We start from the raw sequence: 14,903 nt of genomic DNA on the forward strand, positions 1-14,903 counted from the left end.
CAGCAGCGCTCAGGATCAGCGCTTTGCGATGATGTAGACCGCGTGGACGATCCCGGGGATGTATCCCAGGAGAGTCAACAGGATGTTCAGCCAGAACTGTCCCCCAAAGCCGACCTGCAGGAAAACGCCGAGCGGCGGAAGAAGAATTGCGATGATGATTCGAACGATGTCCACTGGGGCCTTCGATTTTCTCTGTTTGACCCCTGATCTAACCGGCCACACGTTCGAGAGTTCCACGGCCGTGGCGATCACGGCGATATGTTCCGCTGCTTCTGCAGCTCGGCCTGTTCGATCTCCAAGTCCCGTTCGTCAAGGCTTTGTATGGAAGAGTCTCACTTCTTATGCACCCCCGGCACCCAGCAATAGCCCTCGGGATCCAATATGTAGGCCTCGCGCAATCCGTGCGGCTTGTCGGCCGCTTCCGCCAGCACGTGGTGTCCGAGCTTCTGCGCGCGCGCGACCGCCACATCCGGGTCGCAGTGATAGAGCCTGAGCTCCGCGCCCACGCCGCGCACCTGCGCATCACCGATCAGGCCCAGGAGCGGATTGCTGTGATAGGTACCGTCGCTGTGCACCATCCATTCCGCGCGACTCGGGCCGCACGCGTACCGCAAGACCGCAAAGTCCTTGTCGGCATAGGCGACACTCGCCCCCAGTACGTCGCGTGCGAACGCGACCGCGCGGCCCACATCACGCACCAGCAGGTTGATGCCAAGCCCTTGCAGGGACCGGCCATATTCCTCGGCCGGCATGAACTCCTTGTCAGCAGCGCCCATCTCTTCCCCCAGCACTGATTTCCGCCATACTAGCGACTCGGATGTTAGCCGAAAAAGCTGCTAGACTTGTCACCATGACAATCCGCCTTCTGCCGCCCAATCTCGTGAACCAGATCGCCGCCGGCGAGGTGGTGGAGCGGCCCGCCTCCGTGGTGAAGGAACTTGTAGAGAATGCGCTGGATGCCGGCGCGCGCCGAATCGACATCCATCTGCGCGATGGCGGCCGCTCCCTCGTCGTGGTGGAGGATGATGGCGATGGCATGACGCGCGCGGAACTGGCGCTGAGCGTGGAGCGCCACGCCACCTCCAAGCTGCCGGACGACGACCTCGTCCACATCCATTCCTTCGGCTTCCGCGGCGAGGCCTTGCCCTCGATCGGCGCGGTCGGCCGCCTCTCGATCGCCAGCCGCGCCCGGGCCGCCGATACGGCGTGGTCGATCGCGGTCGATGGCGGAATACGATCGGAACCGCACCCGGCCGCGCGCGGCGAGGGCACGCGGGTGGAATTGCGCGACCTGTTCTATGCCGTGCCGGCGCGCCTCAAGTTCCTGAAGACGCCACGTTCGGAATTGAACGCCGCGCAGGAGATCGTGGAGCGCCTTGCCATGGCGCATCCCGATGTCAGCTTCACCTTGCGCGATGAGGAACGGCTGGCCTTGCGCCTGCCTGCGATCGGCGCCGATCTGCTGCAGGATCCGGCGGCGGCAACCCTGGAGCGGCTCGGCGCCATCATGGGGCGCGACTTCGCCGACAATGCCGCGCGCCTTGATGCGATGCGCGAGACCGTGCGGCTCACCGGTTTCGCCGGCTTGCCGACGCTGAACCGCGCGACCTCGACCCAGCAGTTCCTGTTCGTGAACGGCCGGCCGGTGAAGGACCGGCTCATCATCGGCGCGATCCGCGGCGCCTATCAGGATTTCCTGGCGCGCGACCGGCACCCGATGGTGGCTCTGTTTCTCGACCTGCCGTCGGAAGAAGTCGACGTGAATGTGCATCCTGCCAAGGCCGAAGTGCGCTTCCGCGACGCCGCCCTGGTGCGTGGCCTGATCGTGAGCGCCATCCGCGCCGCTCTGGCGCAGGCCGGGCACCGCGCCTCCACCACCGTCGCCACCAGCACGCTCGGTTCCTTCACCGCGCCGACGCAATTTCCGACCCAACTCTCAAGTCCGGCGCCGTGGCGCGGCTATACACCAGGGCCCGCGCGCTCCAGCACTGCGCTGGCGGCGCAGGCCATGGCCGCCTTCGCACCGCTATCGGCGGAAATCGACCGCCCCAGCGCACGTGTCGAGGAGGCGCCCACGGCGGAGAGCGCGCCAACTTCGCATCCGCTCGGTGTCGCCCGCGCGCAGCTGCACGAGACTTACATCGTTGCGCAGACGGCAGACGGCATCGTGATCATCGATCAGCATGCCGCCCATGAGCGCCTGGTCTATGAACGCATGAAGGCGGCGCTCGATGCGGGCACCGTGGCACGTCAGGCGCTGCTGATTCCCGAGGTGGTGGAGCTCGATGGCCCGAGCGCCGAGCGCTTGAGCGCGCGCGCCGGCGAGCTGGCCGAGCTCGGCCTCGTCATCGAAGGTTTCGGCAGCGGCGCCATCGTGGTGCGCGAAGTGCCGGCCCTGCTCGGCCAGTCCGATGTGCGCGGCCTGATCCAGGATCTCGCCGACGAATTGGCGGAGTTCGGCGACGCGCTCTCCTTGAAGGAGCGCCTGCAGGAGGTGTGCTCCACGATGGCGTGCCATGGCTCGGTGCGCGCGGGCCGCCGCCTGACCCAGCCGGAAATGGACGCGCTGCTGCGCCAGATGGAAGCAACGCCCCATTCCGGCCAGTGCAACCACGGCCGCCCGACCTACGTCGAACTGAAGCTCGCCGACATCGAGCGCCTGTTCGGACGAAGGTAGTCTTCCATGCCGGCAACGGAAATCCCGGACCGCGTCGTCTGGGCAGTGGAGACATTGGCTCTCGATCCGTCAGATCAGGTGCTGGAGATCGGCTGCGGCCACGGCCTCGCTGTCTCCCTGGTTTGCGACAAGCTGTCACGCGGTAGACTCACGGCGATCGATCGCTCACCGAAGATGATCACAGCAGCGCAGCAGCGGAACGCGGCATATGTCGCTGCCAACAAGGTCCGGTTTGAGACTGTGGCGCTGGCAGACGGCGATTTCGGACAACGACGCTTCTCGAAAATCTTCGCCATCAATGTCAATCTATTCTGGATCGATCCATCCAAGGAACTGCCAGTGGTCAGAATGCTGCTGCGGCTGGATGGTACGCTCTATCTCTTCTATCAACCGCCGAGCTCTGCACAGCTCAAGCCATTAGCGGCCAAGCTCGCGCGCAATCTGGAAGCCGGAGGCTTCAGGGTGGACCAGGTCATCTCTGGCCGCGGCTCTGTAGGTTCGCTGTGTATCATTGCCCGGCCTGCAAAGGAGGCAGCATGACTCAGCATCTCGCCGCCGTTGCCCTCGTCGTTCCCGACTACGACGAAGCGATCGCCTTCTATGTCGGCAAGCTCGGCTTCGAGCTGATCGAAGACACCAGGCTCAGCGAGACCAAGCGCTGGGTGCTGGTCGCGCCGCCAGGCTCCCACGAAACGCGCCTGCTGCTGGCCAAGGCCGACAGCCCCGAGCAGAAGACCCGCATCGGCAACCAGACCGGTGGCCGTGTTTTCCTCTTCCTCCACACCGACGATTTCCAGCGCGACTACGCAACGATGCGTGACCGCGGCATCCGCTTCCTCGAGGCGCCGCGCCACGAGCCCTATGGCACGGTCGCGGTATTCGTCGATCCCTACGGCAACAAATGGGACCTGATCCAGCCGGCGTGATCGAGCCCGTCTTCAGAACCCGATCTTCACTGTGCGCAGGTTCTTTGCCGCCACTTCCTGCTCCAACAGGCGCACGATGTCGGGCGCCTCGTCGCCGGGCTGGCCGAGCAGGCGCAGCTTCTTCGCGACCACCGCGAAGTCACCGGGCGTAAGATGCTCGATGGAGCGCAGCGCCGCCGGCGGCTCGCATCCGAAGAACTGGCGATAGGCCGCAGCGCTCTGTACCGGGGTCATGAAATCGAACTTCACCTTTAAGGTGAAGCGCCGCAACGCCGCTGGATCGATGCAGTCGAGATGGTTTGTGGTGCAGGCGAAAGGCAGAGGATGGGTCTCCATCTGCACCAGCAGCTCGTTCACAATCGACACTTCCCACGATCGGCTTGCGCCCGAGCGGCTCCACAGGAAGGTCTCCACTTCGTCAATGATGAGAAAGGCGTCGTCCTGCCGCGCCTCTTCGAAGGCCTCGGCCAGGCGCTGCTCGGTTTCGCCCACCCACATGGAGAGCAGGTCGGACCCGCGCGTCAGTAGCGGCTCGAGCCCCATGGCGGCAGCGAGCGCGCGTGCAAAGGCGCTCTTGCCGGTGCCGGGCGGGCCCGAGAGGCAGAGCGAGAAATCGCGCGCGCCGCCGGGTGCGGCCAGCGCCCGCTGCAAATGCCGGAGATCAGGATCGGTGTTGGCGAGGTCGGCCTGGAAGCGGCCGTGTGTCGCGATGCGGTTCGACCGCCGCCCGCTCAGAGGGTGCGCCAGCGACTTGACGACGAAGTCGAGCTCGTCGCTGCCGCCGCCGGCCATCGCTACGGCGTGGACAGCCCCGGTCATGAGGCCCGGCGAGACCTTGTGCAGGCGCGCCAGGACATCGGCGTCTTCTGCCTGCATGCGAAGGCCCTGGCGCCGTGCCGCCGCTTCCCACAGGCGCGCACGGCCCGCGGCGGGCAGAGCCTTCATCTCGAATGCGAAGGTCATGCGCCGCAGGAAGGCGGGATCGAACTCGTCGATCGCATTGGCGGTCCATAGGACCGGCACCTGGTTCTGCTCCAGCAGCCGGTTGAAGAACACTTTCGATCCGGCGCGCCGCACCGGCCCGCGCCCGGAGCTGGCGCGCTCGCCGCGTTGCAGAATGTCCTCCATCTCGTCGAACAGCAGCAGCGCCTTGCCGCGGCGCGCCGCCAGCTTGTCCGCAAGTCGCAGTGCGTCCAGGCGATCGCTGCGCGAGGGCTCTTCGCCGCTTTCATCGGTCTCGCCGACCGCAAACAGGTCGCGCCCGACTGCGCGCGCCACCATCTTGCAGAACTCCGACTTGCCGGTGCCCGGCCCGCCATAGAGCAGGATGTTGATTCCCATCCGCCCCTCGGCGCCGCGCAGCAGGCGCAGCACGAAGTCGCGCTCTTGCGCCACGTGGTCATAGGCTGCCAGATCCAGCTGCGGCGGCAGTGGTTCACCGATCAGCGCACGCTCCATGTCGGCGACCGACTCGTTGGGCGGCATCAGCGCCGCGACGATGCGGTAGGGCACATAGTAAGTGAAGCGGTCGGTGCCGCTGCTGGCGATATCCACCAGATGCAGGCCCTTGAGCGGCCCACGCAGCAGCTTGTCCCAGATCTCCGTCGGCTTGCGCCCGAGGCAGAGCGCGGTGAGGCTAAGCGTATCGATTGCGCGGGTCTCCACGATGCCGTTACACAGCCGCTCGAAAGTCGCGTCGCGATCGGTGTGGAACACGAACCGGAAGATCTCCGCTTCCAGCGGATCGAGACCCACCGCCCGCACGAACGCGTCCAGATTCGCCGAGACCGCATCCGCGGCGGTTGCGCCGGCCGATGCGCTCCTGGCGATCGCGGCCCGGAGGCGCGCCCAAAGGCGCTGCGGCAAGGGCTTGTCCCATGCCGGCGACTTGCGCTTGCGCCCCTTCGGCGTGCGCGCGGTCGTAGCGGCCTCGAAATCGAGGCCCACCATGCACTGGTTGCTGCGCAGCCAAAAGGTGAGTCGCCGGCCCGGCGGCGAAGCCGGGTCGAAGGCTTGCATCATGGCGTGCACATAGGCGGCGACTGCCGCCTGCGATGCGGTGATCATGATTGTCGCTTTCCAAATCCAGAACGCACGGAACTCTCGGCGGCAGCGCGAAAGCGCGCCGTCTCAGGCTCAACTCTGCTCGTGTCTAACGCCGGCCTGGTCCCAGATGCCGGCCAGCGCCGCTATCGCGGCTGGAAAGCAATCCAGGACAAAGCTGGCTGCATGTGAGAACGCATGGGTTTCTCCGTTGCCAACTTTGTTCGCCGCCTAGCTGCTGGCGAAGGGCGGTGTAGCTACCAGAAGTGCAACCGGAAATCAATCCCCCGAGTCGCGCCCGCCGCTTGCCTCTGCAGGTACCCCGTGACACCATCCCGCCGGTGGTTCCAACCCGATTCGGAGCGCCATGGCGTCGCGGTTTCCCTGGGCCTCGTTGCCGGACGAGGAACTCCTCGAATTGCGCCTCAAGGACCTCAAGGTCACCGTCGAAGGGACGTGGCTGGAGCTGTGCCTGCGCGCGCTCCACGGCGAGCTGGAGGCGAAAGGTCTGCGCATCCGCCCACACGCCTGGATCTCCAACGAGTGGTTCAGCCCGGATACCACCCCCGGCATCGCGATCCCGTTCTATCTCGCCCATCCGCGCCTGATGCGGCTGGAGCGCAAGATGATCATCGACGTCGAGGGTGGCACGGTGCCGGACTGCATGCGCATCCTGCGCCACGAGGCCGGCCACGTGATCCAGCATTCCTATCAGCTCAACCGCCGCCGCCGCTGGCAGCAATTGTTCGGCCGTTCCTCCACACGCTATCCCGATTTCTACCGGCCCAACCCCGCCAGCAAGAACTACGTCCAGCATCTGCGCCTGTGGTACGCGCAGAGCCATCCGGACGAGGATTTCGCCGAAACCTTCGCCGTCTGGCTGCGGCCGCGCTCCGACTGGCGCAAGCGCTATGAGGGCTGGCCGGCCTTCAAGAAGCTCGAATATGTCGACGAGCTGATGCAGGAGATCGCGACAGAGCGGCCGGTGCTCACCCATCGCCATCGCATCGATCCCTTGAGCAAGCTGACGCAGACGTTGGCCGAGCACTACGCGCAGAAGCAGGCGCTCTACGCGATGCCCACCACCACGATCTATGACCGCGATCTGCGCCGCATCTTTTCCGACGAGCCGCGCCATCGCCACTGGCCGGCGGCCTCCACCTTCATCAGGCATCATCGCGCGCGCATCCGGCGCATGGTCGCGAAATGGACCGGCGAATATCAGCTCACCCTGGATTCGGTGCTGGACGAGATGATCGCGCGCTGCCGCGAGCTCAAGCTGCGGGCCGTCGGCAATCAGCGGGAACTCATCATCAACTTCACCGTGCTATTGACGGCAAAGACGGTGCATTCGCTCTACAGTCCGTCGCGGCGGGAATGGTTCGCGCTATGAAGAAACTGCGCATCCTGGTTCTGCTCCACCCCGATCTGATGCCGCCCGATTCCTTGAAGGGCCACAGCGAGAAAGACATCAATGTCTGGAAGACCGAGTACGACGTGGTGAGCACGCTCCGCTCGGCCGGACATGAAGTCATGCCGCTCGGCGTCCAGTACGAGCTGAAGCCGATCCGCGATGCGATCGAGGAGTTCAAGGCCGACGTCGCCTTCAACCTGCTGGAGCAGTTCCATGGCGAGACGGCCTACGACACGAACGTTGCCTCCTATCTGGAGCTGCTGAAGATTCCCTACACTGGCTGCAATCCCCGCGGCCTCATGCTGGCGCGCGGCAAGGCGCTTTCGAAGAAGCTCGTCGCCTATCACCGCATCCCGGTGCCGGCCTTCGCGGTCTTTCCCAAGCGGCGCAAGGTGAAGCGGCCCGCCCGCCTCGGCTTCCCGCTGATCGTCAAGAGCGTGAGCGAGGACGCCTCGGTCGGCATCGCCCAGGCGTCGGTGGTGGAGAACGACGAGAAGCTGGAGGAGCGTGTCCACTTCATCCACGAGAAGGTCGGCACAGACGCGCTGGTCGAGCAATATATCGAGGGACGCGAGCTCTACGTCGGCGTGCTCGGCAACGAGCGCCTGCGCGTGTTCCCGGTGTGGGAGCTGGAATTCGGCGACATGGCCGAAGGCGGCCACTCCATCGCCACCGCCAAGGTGAAGCACGATCTCGAATATCAGGAGAAGCTCGGCATCAAGAGCGGCCCGGCCAAAGACCTGTCGCCGGAACTGCGCACCCGCATCAGCAACGTCGCCAAGCGCATCTGCCGCACGCTCGAGCTCGACGGCTACTCCCGCGTCGATTTCCGACTCTCGGCCGATGGCATCCCGTATTTCCTGGAAGCCAACCCCAATCCCGAGATCGCCAAGGTCGAGGATTTCGCCGAAGCCGCCGCCAAGGACGGCATCAAGTACCGCGACCTCCTGAACCGCATCGTTACCCTCGCCATCCAACGCGCCACCGTGGCGGGTAGTTGACGCGCGTTTTCGCCGCTTCTCACATGTCGTCCCGGGCGCGCGTGCTGCTTCTCGCGTGTCATCCCGGGCGCGCGCAGCGCGACCCGGGACCCATGCGTCCTATGAGCGCCGCGGCGAGACCGCATAGGCCCGGCTCGCACTGCGCTCGGCCGGGGTGACAGTAAGTGTTGCTGGCTATGTGTGCGGCAATTCCGCGGGCAGCGTCACTTCCAGTATCTCTGATCCCGCGCCAGCGCTCAGCGCATAGACGGCGCCTGCCGGAATGACGCAGCTGTCGTTGCCCCTCAGAGAATGATCGCCGTGCCGCTCAACGTGGAGACCGACTTCGCCCGTCAGCACGAACAAGAACAGGAACTCGCCCCCATGCGCACCGAACTTCGCGATAGCGGCGCCACCGCGTGGGCGAACGACGCGCGCGCCTGCCAATCCATCGGTTGCCGCCGCGATACCGGTATCGCGCATCTCGAATCCATCCGCGCGCCAGGGCAGCCACTTTGCGTCCGCCGCGATATGACGCACGAAGCGCTGGCCACCGAAATGGCGCTCCGGCAGCACATGCGGCGTCGGCAAGGTCATGGCGTGGTCGGCGAAGGTCTCGTGCACCGCGGGGCAGCCGAGCTCAATCACCTCCAGTCCGGCCGAGGCTTCCAGCACCCGGTGGCGGATCTCCGGCGGCTGCAGCACGCAATCGCCGGCCTTGAACAGGAACGGCGCGCCCTGGTCCTCGTAGACCAGCCGCGCCCAGCCCGCCTTGCAATAGATCATCTGGAAGCGGATGTGATGGAAGTGCACGTAGTCCGGCACCGGCCCGCCGTCGGGAATGCGGATATGCGAGGCGATGAAGCGCCCGCCAAGCCGGCTGGGAATGAGGTCGCGATATTGCATGCCGGCGCGCCCGACGCCCCAATGCTCCTCCATGCGGCCCAGCACGAACTCATGCGTGCCGGCTGGAATTTCAAGCGGCCGCTTTGCTTCTATCAGTTCGATGCGCGTTCCGCTCGGCGCGGTCATCCCCTGCGCCGTGCCCGCCGGCAGCGACGCCAAGTCGCAAAGTAGGCGGAGTGTGATCGGCGGCGCATCCGCATCCGCCGCCTCGAGCCGCAGAGTGAGTCCATATCCCGACATCACGACGACCTGCGGCGAATCCGCCGGGAAGATCAGGGTGACCTTGAAACCCAATTCATCCGTGAAGAACGCCAGGTTCGCCGCTAGGTCGCGGCAGGGCAGCACTACCTGTGCGAGCTGGATATGCTCCGTCAGCGCTGCCGCGCGATTGTGCCCGATGTCGTCCATGCCCGAACATTGCCTCGGCGGGCGGTGCGAAGGCAAGGACCCGCAACATCTCGGTGACAATAGAGGCGCGTCGGAAAAGAGACACAATTGCTGGCTTCTATGCACGATGATCTACGCGACCTGCGGCAATCGAGAGACACGGCATGACGGATCTTGCGGCTGAGATCACTTCGCAACGCCTGCGGCGCGCGCGCAGCAGCTGGTCGCTGCTGCTGCGGGTCCTCGCGGCAGGGCTTCTGCTGTGCCAAGTCATCATCTGGTACCAGCCCCAAACACCACTCCTCGCCGTGCTGGATCAGTTCGCGATCCAGCTCGCCGGTTTGGCCGTGCTCGCTGCCGTGTGCGCGCTTCTCTCGCGGCGTTGGCTGTGCTTGGTCTTGCTGGCCGCGCTGGCCGCGACCCTGTCCTGGCCGATCTTCGCAGAGCGCGGCGAGGCGGCGACCGTCACCGACCCGGCCCGGCTCAAGGTCCTGTCGGTCAATCTCTGGCATTCGGCCGCCGGCCACCAGCGGACGATCGACGCCTTGCTGGCGAGCGATGCCGACGTCATGGGCCTCATCGAGGTGACACCCGCCTGGCGCGCGGTCTTGGGTCCGCTGTTCGCCAAATATCCGTATCAGGTCGAATGCTTCGATCGCGATCCGGAATGCCTGACCATGCTGCTCTCGAAGGTGCCGATCGAGAAGTCATTCGCCGGCCGCATCTGGAAAGCGACGCCAATCGTCGCGAGCGGCGAGATCCTTTGGCAGGGTCGCCCCGTCACCGTGCTGGCGGCGCATTGGTTCCGCCCCGTGGTTACCAGCGCCGACAGTCGTTGGGGTGCCAAGGACCCGAAGCGCGCCGCCTATATGGCGGAAGGTCTGCCGCTGAGCCGCCAGGCAGGGCAAGCCGGCCTGCTCGCCAAATATCTCAACCGCCAGCCGCGCGATCTCATCCTGATGGGCGATCTCAACAGCGTGCCGTGGAGCCGCGTGCAGCGCGCCTTCCGCGCCAGGACTGGCCTCGACAACCAGGCCGGATGGTCATCCTCCTGGCCGTCCTTCCTGCCCTGGCCGTTGCGCCTGCCGATCGACCATATTCTCGCGCGCGGCCATCTCGTGGTGACCAAGTTCTCCACCGGACCGGAGACCGATTCCGATCACTTCCCCGTCGTGGCCGAAATCGGCTGGCGCGACTAGTCAGGTGCTGCCGGCGAACAGCAGCAGGTTGCCATCGGGGTCAGTGACGATGAAGGTCTGCACACCCCACGGCTCAGTGCGCAGCGCCTGGTTGAACGTCGCCCCCGTCGCCTGGAACTCGCGACAGAGTGCCATCACGTCATCCACGGCAAGGCTGGCCGCCAGCATGTCGACATCGGCCTTCATGGCTGCTGCCAGCCGGTCAAGCACCGCCCGATCCAGATGCCTCAGCGCCAGCGACGCGCCGTCGCGCGAGACCTGAGCATAGAACGGCGGCTCGCCGTAAATGAACTCCACGCCGAAGCCGAGTGTCTGGATGAAGAAGTCACACAATGCCACGATGTCTGACACGAACAATTGCGGCGTGGCATTGATCAGAACAGGCCTTGAGGCTGTTTCGCGATCCGTCATGGCTCGATCTCCGCCTGGTGCGGAAGATCGTAGCAAAGTCAGCCGATCGCGTCCGGCACCATCTTGCCTTTGGTGATCTCTTCCTTGCGTTTCGCCACATAGGCATCAAGTGCTTCCTTGCGGCCTTCTTCCATCGGCGGCGGCTCGTAGCTTTTGAGCAGTTCCTTCCAGATCGCGTTGGCGCGCTCCGTGCCATTGCGTGCGCCGGCATTCTCCCAGCTCTGATAGTTGCGCCAGTCGGACAGCATCGGCTCGTAGAAGGCGGTGGAGAACCGCTCCAGCGTGTGGCCGACGCCGAAGAAATGGCCGCCTGGTCCGACTTCGGCGATCGCGTCGACCCCCATCTCCGCTTCATCGACCGCGATCGGCTTCAGAAACTCGCGCATGTTCTGCAAGAGCTCCGCATCGAGGATCAGCTTTTCGAACGAGGCGGTGAGGCCGCCTTCCATCCAGCCCGCCGCATGCTCGATGAGATTGACTCCGCCCATGATCGCACCCCACAGCGACATCATCGATTCGTAGGAGGCCTGGATGTCGACGCAGTTCGATGCCGTCACGTTGCTGGAGCGGTACGGTACGCCGACCCTGCGCGCCAGCTGCCCGCCTGCCAGCGCAGCCTTCGTGTATTCCGGCGTGCCGAAGGCCGGTGAACCCGATCGCATATCGACATTGGAGGTGAACCCGCCATAGAGCACCGGCGCGTCCGGCGATGCGATCTGCGACAAGGCCAGCATCGCCAGCGCCTCGGCATGCTGCTGCACGAGCGCGCCGGCCAGCGTCACGGGACTCATCGCGCCCGACAGCGTGAAGGGCGTCATCGCCACCGGCTGGCCGCTGCGCCCCATCGCCAGCAGCGCCTCGCACATCGGGATATCGAGCCGGAGCGGCGAATTGGAATTGATGATGGTGAGGGTGACGGGGACAGCTTTCATCTCCGCGCGGCTCAGGCCATAGGCGATACCGGCCATGTTGATCGCATCCTCGACGCGATACTCGCCCAGCGCCCAGCATTGCCAGGTCTTGTCGGTCAGCGTCAGCGCCGCCTGATAGAAATCGAGATGACGCGTATCCGCCGGCAGGTCCGTCGGCTCGATCGGGCAGCCGCCTTCCTGGTGGATCACGTTCAGCTGATGCACCAGCTTCAGGTAATCGCACATGTCGGCGTAATTGCCCGGCCGCTTGCCGCGGTCGCAATCATGGGCGAAGGCCGGCCCGCCCGTGGCGGCGAAGATGATCTCGCCCGCGCCGCAGCCGATGTCGTAGGCGCGGTTGCGCGCCTGCATCCGGAAGCTGGCCGGTGCCTGGGCGATGCTCTGCTCCACCAACATGGGGTCGAAGCGCACGCGCTGCGTCGCTTCGTCCACCTCGGCGCCGGCCACTTTCAGGATTGCGCGCGCGTCGTCCTGCATGACCTCGATGCCGGTCTCGCGCAGCAATTTCAGGGCAGTGTGATGGATGGTCTCGACCTGATCCGCGCTCAGCACCTCGATCGGCCGATAACGGTTGACCGCCCGCGCAAAGGGTAGCTGGCGCACTGCGGCCTGGGGCGCGCGGCGCTCCCGGCGACGGGTCGCGGCGGTGGCGGTGCTGGTGGGGGCGACTTCGGTCATGCGGCGCCTCCTTGGGCCTCGCGGATCGGGCCGTTAAGCTGTATACAGCTTCCGCAACCGTGTCAATTCATTGAGATTTCCTGCCCAACCGGAAACAGCTGGCTGATTAGCTCCGCCCGGAGATATGGCGCAAAGGCCTTGGCCGACACCACGATTCCGATCGTGGTGCCGCTCTTCGGCGCATCGGCGAAGCCCACGATCAGGCCGATCAGCTTGGGCTGGCCGCCGGAGACCAGGACCACCGGCCCCCCGCTGTCGCCCAGGCGGATGATGCAGTTGGTGGCGAAGAACAACTCGCCCTCAGTGACGCCATTGGGATCCGGCGGCAACGGGCCGCAGCCATTGTGGGCACGCAGCGTATCCTTCGCGCCCTGGCCATAGCCGGCGGAATAGAAGTACGCGCCACGGGCGATCTCGGCACGGACCATGGCCGTCGACAGCGGCGCCAGGGGTAGCGGCCGGACATGCGTCATCGGCGGCGTGATGCGCACCAGTGCCCAATCGGTCTGGGCCTGATCCGCCTTGATGCTGCCGGGCGCGACGCTGCCGCCCTCGGCGACGATGGCCGCACCCTTGGCCCGCATGGCGGGCGACGCGCTGGAGGTGAAGACCAGCTGGCCGGGCGCGGCGAATCGGCCCTTCGGCCGCAAACAGTGGGACGTGGTCGCGATCATGTCTGGCCGCACCAGGACGGCCGTGCAAACTTCGGGCGATCCGGTCACATCGAGGCTCCCGATCGCTCCCTGCCAGGATACCGGTGCGGGCGGGGGAGCCTCCGGCGGGCGGACGGCGCAGGCGCCCAGCCAGGCACAGCCGATGGCGAGGACCAAAAGTCGCAGCGTTGCGCGACAGGATGGCCGAAGCCTCGCGATCGCGGCTAAGCTTGGCTCACTAGGTTCTTCGGAGTTCGACATCCATGTTCCCCGTCACGCGACGTTCAGCCCTGCTCGGCAGCCTCGCGCTCGCTGCCTGCCTTTGTCCCGCGGTCGCGTCGGCCCATGACGTCACTGCGGGCGCTCTCACCATCCAGCATCCCTGGTCGCGCGCGACGGCCGGCAGCGCCAAGACCGGCGCGCTCTATGTAACCGTCACCAACAATGGCACACAACCCGACCGTCTGCTCGGCGTTTCCACCGACGTCGCAGAGCATTGCGAGCTTCACACGTCGGAGGCCAGCGGCGACGTGATGATCATGCGCATGGTCGAGCATCTCGAAATACCCGCCGGCGGCAGCGTCAGCCTCGCGCCCAAGGGCACCCATGTCATGCTGATGGGCCTGAAAGCGCCGCTGCAGAAAGGCACGACGTTCGCCGCGACCCTGCGCTTCGAGAAGGCGGGGGAGGTCGCGATCGACGTGGCGGTGCAGGGCATTGCCGATTTGCAGCCGATGGATTGATATTTGCTCCGTGGCTGCGCCGGTCACCGATGCGGCTGTCACTGGAGCTTCTGGGCAAAGGCTCTGGCGCCGACCGCCAGGCTGACCGATCCCGGCGGTTCCGGGCGCCGCCAGAAGCCTGACACGACGGCGATCAGCCGGCGCTTCTCCGCTTTGTCGGTCAGCAGGATCGGCCCGCCGCTATCGCCCTTGATCACCGGGCAGGTGGTGATGACCAGCTCGTCGTTGGTCCCTTCCGTCAATTCGCGCCAGTCCGGGATAAGGGTGCAGCCCTCGCTGCGGTGCAGCCGCCGGCTGATGGTGATGCCATAGGTGCCGTAGCCGAGGTTGGACAGCACGTCGCCGTTCTGGATCCGCCGTTCGATCTCCGCCAGGCCGATCGCCTCGACCGGGATCGGCGGCACGTCGATGACGGGCCGGGTCAACCGCAGGATCGCCCAATCGACTTCGGTCGGCGAGGATTCCGGGTTTTCCGGGTCCATCTTTTCGACGCCGAGTCCGACGATCTCCAGCACCCGCACCGTTGGCAGGCGCTGCGCGCCTACGTTCGGCGTGAATGTGAGCTCAGCCGGCGACAGCTTCCGCCCTTTCGGGAACAGGCAATGCGCCGCGGTGACGATGACGTCCGGCTCCACCAGGGTCGCCGTGCAGGAGGTGGAATCGCCCTCCGCATCCAGCCTGCCGATGGCGGCCGTCCAGGGAATCGGGCCGCTCGGCTCCGGCGGCCGCCTGGCCGGCGTCTCACAGGCCGTCAAGAGGACGGTAATGGCAATAAACCCGGCAAAAGCCGCGGAAAAAGGGATCGGAAAGCCTGACCCGGACTTGAACATTGGCACGTGACGGTGATCTCCCCACCGGATAGTGGGCAGGTCTGCTGTCCTTCTGTCAAGCGTCCACCCGTGACGCGGCCGCAATCGACAGGGCGGGCAAAGCCGGCTAGACAGGCGCCAACTA

At 65.7% G+C, this 14,903-nt stretch carries 15 protein-coding genes; 7 read left to right on the forward strand and 8 right to left on the reverse strand.

What is annotated here, in order from left to right:
* Positions 1–15 precede the first annotated feature (15 nt).
* Both DTX69_RS21080 and DTX69_RS21085 read right to left on the reverse strand, forming a co-directional pair.
* Complete coding sequence (locus DTX69_RS21080; RefSeq protein ID WP_119285984.1) at positions 16–174, reverse strand: YqaE/Pmp3 family membrane protein; 159 nt, start codon at positions 172–174, stop codon at positions 16–18.
* 158 nt (positions 175–332) lie between these two features.
* Entirely contained in the window at positions 333–776 is a 444-nt protein-coding gene (locus DTX69_RS21085) for a VOC family protein (protein WP_119303533.1), read from the reverse strand.
* A gap of 74 nt (positions 777–850) precedes the next feature.
* Between DTX69_RS21085 and mutL the strand changes: the two genes are divergently transcribed.
* Genes mutL through DTX69_RS21100 form a run of 3 tightly spaced genes read left to right on the forward strand, consistent with a single transcriptional unit; the run spans position 851 to position 3,603 of the window.
* On the forward strand, positions 851–2,677 hold the full coding sequence (gene mutL, locus DTX69_RS21090) for a DNA mismatch repair endonuclease MutL (protein WP_119303534.1): 1,827 nt from the start codon (positions 851–853) through the stop codon (positions 2,675–2,677).
* 6 nt (positions 2,678–2,683) lie between these two features.
* Positions 2,684–3,217 carry a class I SAM-dependent methyltransferase gene (locus DTX69_RS21095; RefSeq protein ID WP_119303535.1) on the forward strand — a complete coding sequence of 178 codons (534 nt, stop codon included), beginning with the start codon at positions 2,684–2,686 and terminating at the stop codon, positions 3,215–3,217.
* Entirely contained in the window at positions 3,214–3,603 is a 390-nt protein-coding gene (locus tag DTX69_RS21100; protein ID WP_119303536.1) for a VOC family protein, read from the forward strand. The genes DTX69_RS21095 and DTX69_RS21100 overlap by 4 nt, the downstream gene beginning before the upstream one ends.
* A gap of 12 nt (positions 3,604–3,615) precedes the next feature.
* Here the strand turns inward: DTX69_RS21100 and DTX69_RS21105 are convergent, their stop codons facing one another.
* A complete protein-coding gene (locus DTX69_RS21105; protein ID WP_119303537.1) occupies positions 3,616–5,670 on the reverse strand; it encodes an AAA family ATPase in 2,055 nt (684 codons plus the stop codon).
* A 343-nt stretch (positions 5,671–6,013) separates the two neighbouring features.
* Here DTX69_RS21105 and DTX69_RS21110 point away from each other — a divergent pair, with 343 nt between their 5' ends.
* Together DTX69_RS21110 and DTX69_RS21115 are read left to right on the forward strand one after the other, a co-directional pair.
* Positions 6,014–7,039 (forward strand): putative zinc-binding metallopeptidase, encoded by a 1,026-nt coding sequence (locus DTX69_RS21110; protein ID WP_119303538.1) that lies wholly within the window; start codon positions 6,014–6,016, stop codon positions 7,037–7,039.
* Complete coding sequence (locus DTX69_RS21115) at positions 7,036–8,061, forward strand: D-alanine--D-alanine ligase family protein (protein ID WP_119303539.1); 1,026 nt, start codon at positions 7,036–7,038, stop codon at positions 8,059–8,061. The genes DTX69_RS21110 and DTX69_RS21115 overlap by 4 nt, the downstream gene beginning before the upstream one ends.
* Positions 8,062–8,235: 174 nt before the next feature.
* Here DTX69_RS21115 and DTX69_RS21120 read toward each other — a convergent pair whose 3' ends face one another.
* Entirely contained in the window at positions 8,236–9,354 is a 1,119-nt protein-coding gene (locus DTX69_RS21120) for a VOC family protein (RefSeq protein WP_119303540.1), read from the reverse strand.
* A 143-nt stretch (positions 9,355–9,497) separates the two neighbouring features.
* On the opposite strand from DTX69_RS21120, the gene DTX69_RS21125 reads away from it, so the two are divergent.
* Positions 9,498–10,532 (forward strand): endonuclease/exonuclease/phosphatase family protein, encoded by a 1,035-nt coding sequence (locus DTX69_RS21125; RefSeq protein ID WP_119303541.1) that lies wholly within the window; start codon positions 9,498–9,500, stop codon positions 10,530–10,532.
* On the opposite strand, the gene DTX69_RS21130 is transcribed toward DTX69_RS21125, so the two are convergent.
* The 3 genes from DTX69_RS21130 to DTX69_RS21140 all read right to left on the reverse strand — a co-directional run bounded on the left by DTX69_RS21130 (position 10,533) and on the right by DTX69_RS21140 (position 13,467).
* Positions 10,533–10,943 (reverse strand): VOC family protein, encoded by a 411-nt coding sequence (locus DTX69_RS21130; RefSeq protein WP_119303542.1) that lies wholly within the window; start codon positions 10,941–10,943, stop codon positions 10,533–10,535. It abuts the gene before it with no gap.
* A gap of 38 nt (positions 10,944–10,981) precedes the next feature.
* A complete protein-coding gene (locus tag DTX69_RS21135; protein ID WP_119303543.1) occupies positions 10,982–12,553 on the reverse strand; it encodes a trimethylamine methyltransferase family protein in 1,572 nt (523 codons plus the stop codon).
* 62 nt (positions 12,554–12,615) lie between these two features.
* Positions 12,616–13,467 (reverse strand): trypsin-like serine peptidase, encoded by an 852-nt coding sequence (locus DTX69_RS21140; protein ID WP_119303544.1) that lies wholly within the window; start codon positions 13,465–13,467, stop codon positions 12,616–12,618.
* 2 nt (positions 13,468–13,469) lie between these two features.
* On the opposite strand from DTX69_RS21140, the gene DTX69_RS21145 reads away from it, so the two are divergent.
* The gene (locus DTX69_RS21145; protein ID WP_119303545.1) at positions 13,470–13,949 is read left to right on the forward strand and encodes a copper chaperone PCu(A)C; all 480 of its coding nucleotides are present in this window, start codon (positions 13,470–13,472) and stop codon (positions 13,947–13,949) included.
* A gap of 38 nt (positions 13,950–13,987) precedes the next feature.
* Here DTX69_RS21145 and DTX69_RS21150 read toward each other — a convergent pair whose 3' ends face one another.
* Positions 13,988–14,779, reverse strand: coding sequence for a trypsin-like serine peptidase (locus tag DTX69_RS21150; RefSeq protein ID WP_119303546.1), 792 nt, complete (start codon positions 14,777–14,779; stop codon positions 13,988–13,990).
* Positions 14,780–14,903: the final 124 nt, after the last annotated feature.

Origin of the sequence: Dongia deserti, assembly GCF_003574735.1 — a bacterium.
Classification (GTDB): domain Bacteria; phylum Pseudomonadota; class Alphaproteobacteria; order Dongiales; family Dongiaceae; genus Dongia_A; species Dongia_A deserti.

Bases quoted from the DNA above. Each gene is read 5' to 3' on its own strand.
- DTX69_RS21085 (WP_119303533.1), bottom strand. From the start codon at position 776: ATGGGCGCTGCTGACAAGGAGTTCATGCCGGCCGAGGAATATGGCCGG.
- mutL (WP_119303534.1), top strand. From the start codon at position 851: ATGACAATCCGCCTTCTGCCGCCCAATCTCGTGAACCAGATCGCCGCC.
- DTX69_RS21095 (WP_119303535.1), top strand. From the start codon at position 2,684: ATGCCGGCAACGGAAATCCCGGACCGCGTCGTCTGGGCAGTGGAGACA.
- DTX69_RS21100 (WP_119303536.1), top strand. From the start codon at position 3,214: ATGACTCAGCATCTCGCCGCCGTTGCCCTCGTCGTTCCCGACTACGAC.
- DTX69_RS21105 (WP_119303537.1), bottom strand. From the start codon at position 5,670: ATGATCACCGCATCGCAGGCGGCAGTCGCCGCCTATGTGCACGCCATG.
- DTX69_RS21110 (WP_119303538.1), top strand. From the start codon at position 6,014: ATGGCGTCGCGGTTTCCCTGGGCCTCGTTGCCGGACGAGGAACTCCTC.
- DTX69_RS21115 (WP_119303539.1), top strand. From the start codon at position 7,036: ATGAAGAAACTGCGCATCCTGGTTCTGCTCCACCCCGATCTGATGCCG.
- DTX69_RS21120 (WP_119303540.1), bottom strand. From the start codon at position 9,354: ATGGACGACATCGGGCACAATCGCGCGGCAGCGCTGACGGAGCATATC.
- DTX69_RS21125 (WP_119303541.1), top strand. From the start codon at position 9,498: ATGACGGATCTTGCGGCTGAGATCACTTCGCAACGCCTGCGGCGCGCG.
- DTX69_RS21130 (WP_119303542.1), bottom strand. From the start codon at position 10,943: ATGACGGATCGCGAAACAGCCTCAAGGCCTGTTCTGATCAATGCCACG.
- DTX69_RS21135 (WP_119303543.1), bottom strand. From the start codon at position 12,553: ATGACCGAAGTCGCCCCCACCAGCACCGCCACCGCCGCGACCCGTCGC.
- DTX69_RS21140 (WP_119303544.1), bottom strand. From the start codon at position 13,467: ATGTCGAACTCCGAAGAACCTAGTGAGCCAAGCTTAGCCGCGATCGCG.
- DTX69_RS21145 (WP_119303545.1), top strand. From the start codon at position 13,470: ATGTTCCCCGTCACGCGACGTTCAGCCCTGCTCGGCAGCCTCGCGCTC.
- DTX69_RS21150 (WP_119303546.1), bottom strand. From the start codon at position 14,779: ATGTTCAAGTCCGGGTCAGGCTTTCCGATCCCTTTTTCCGCGGCTTTT.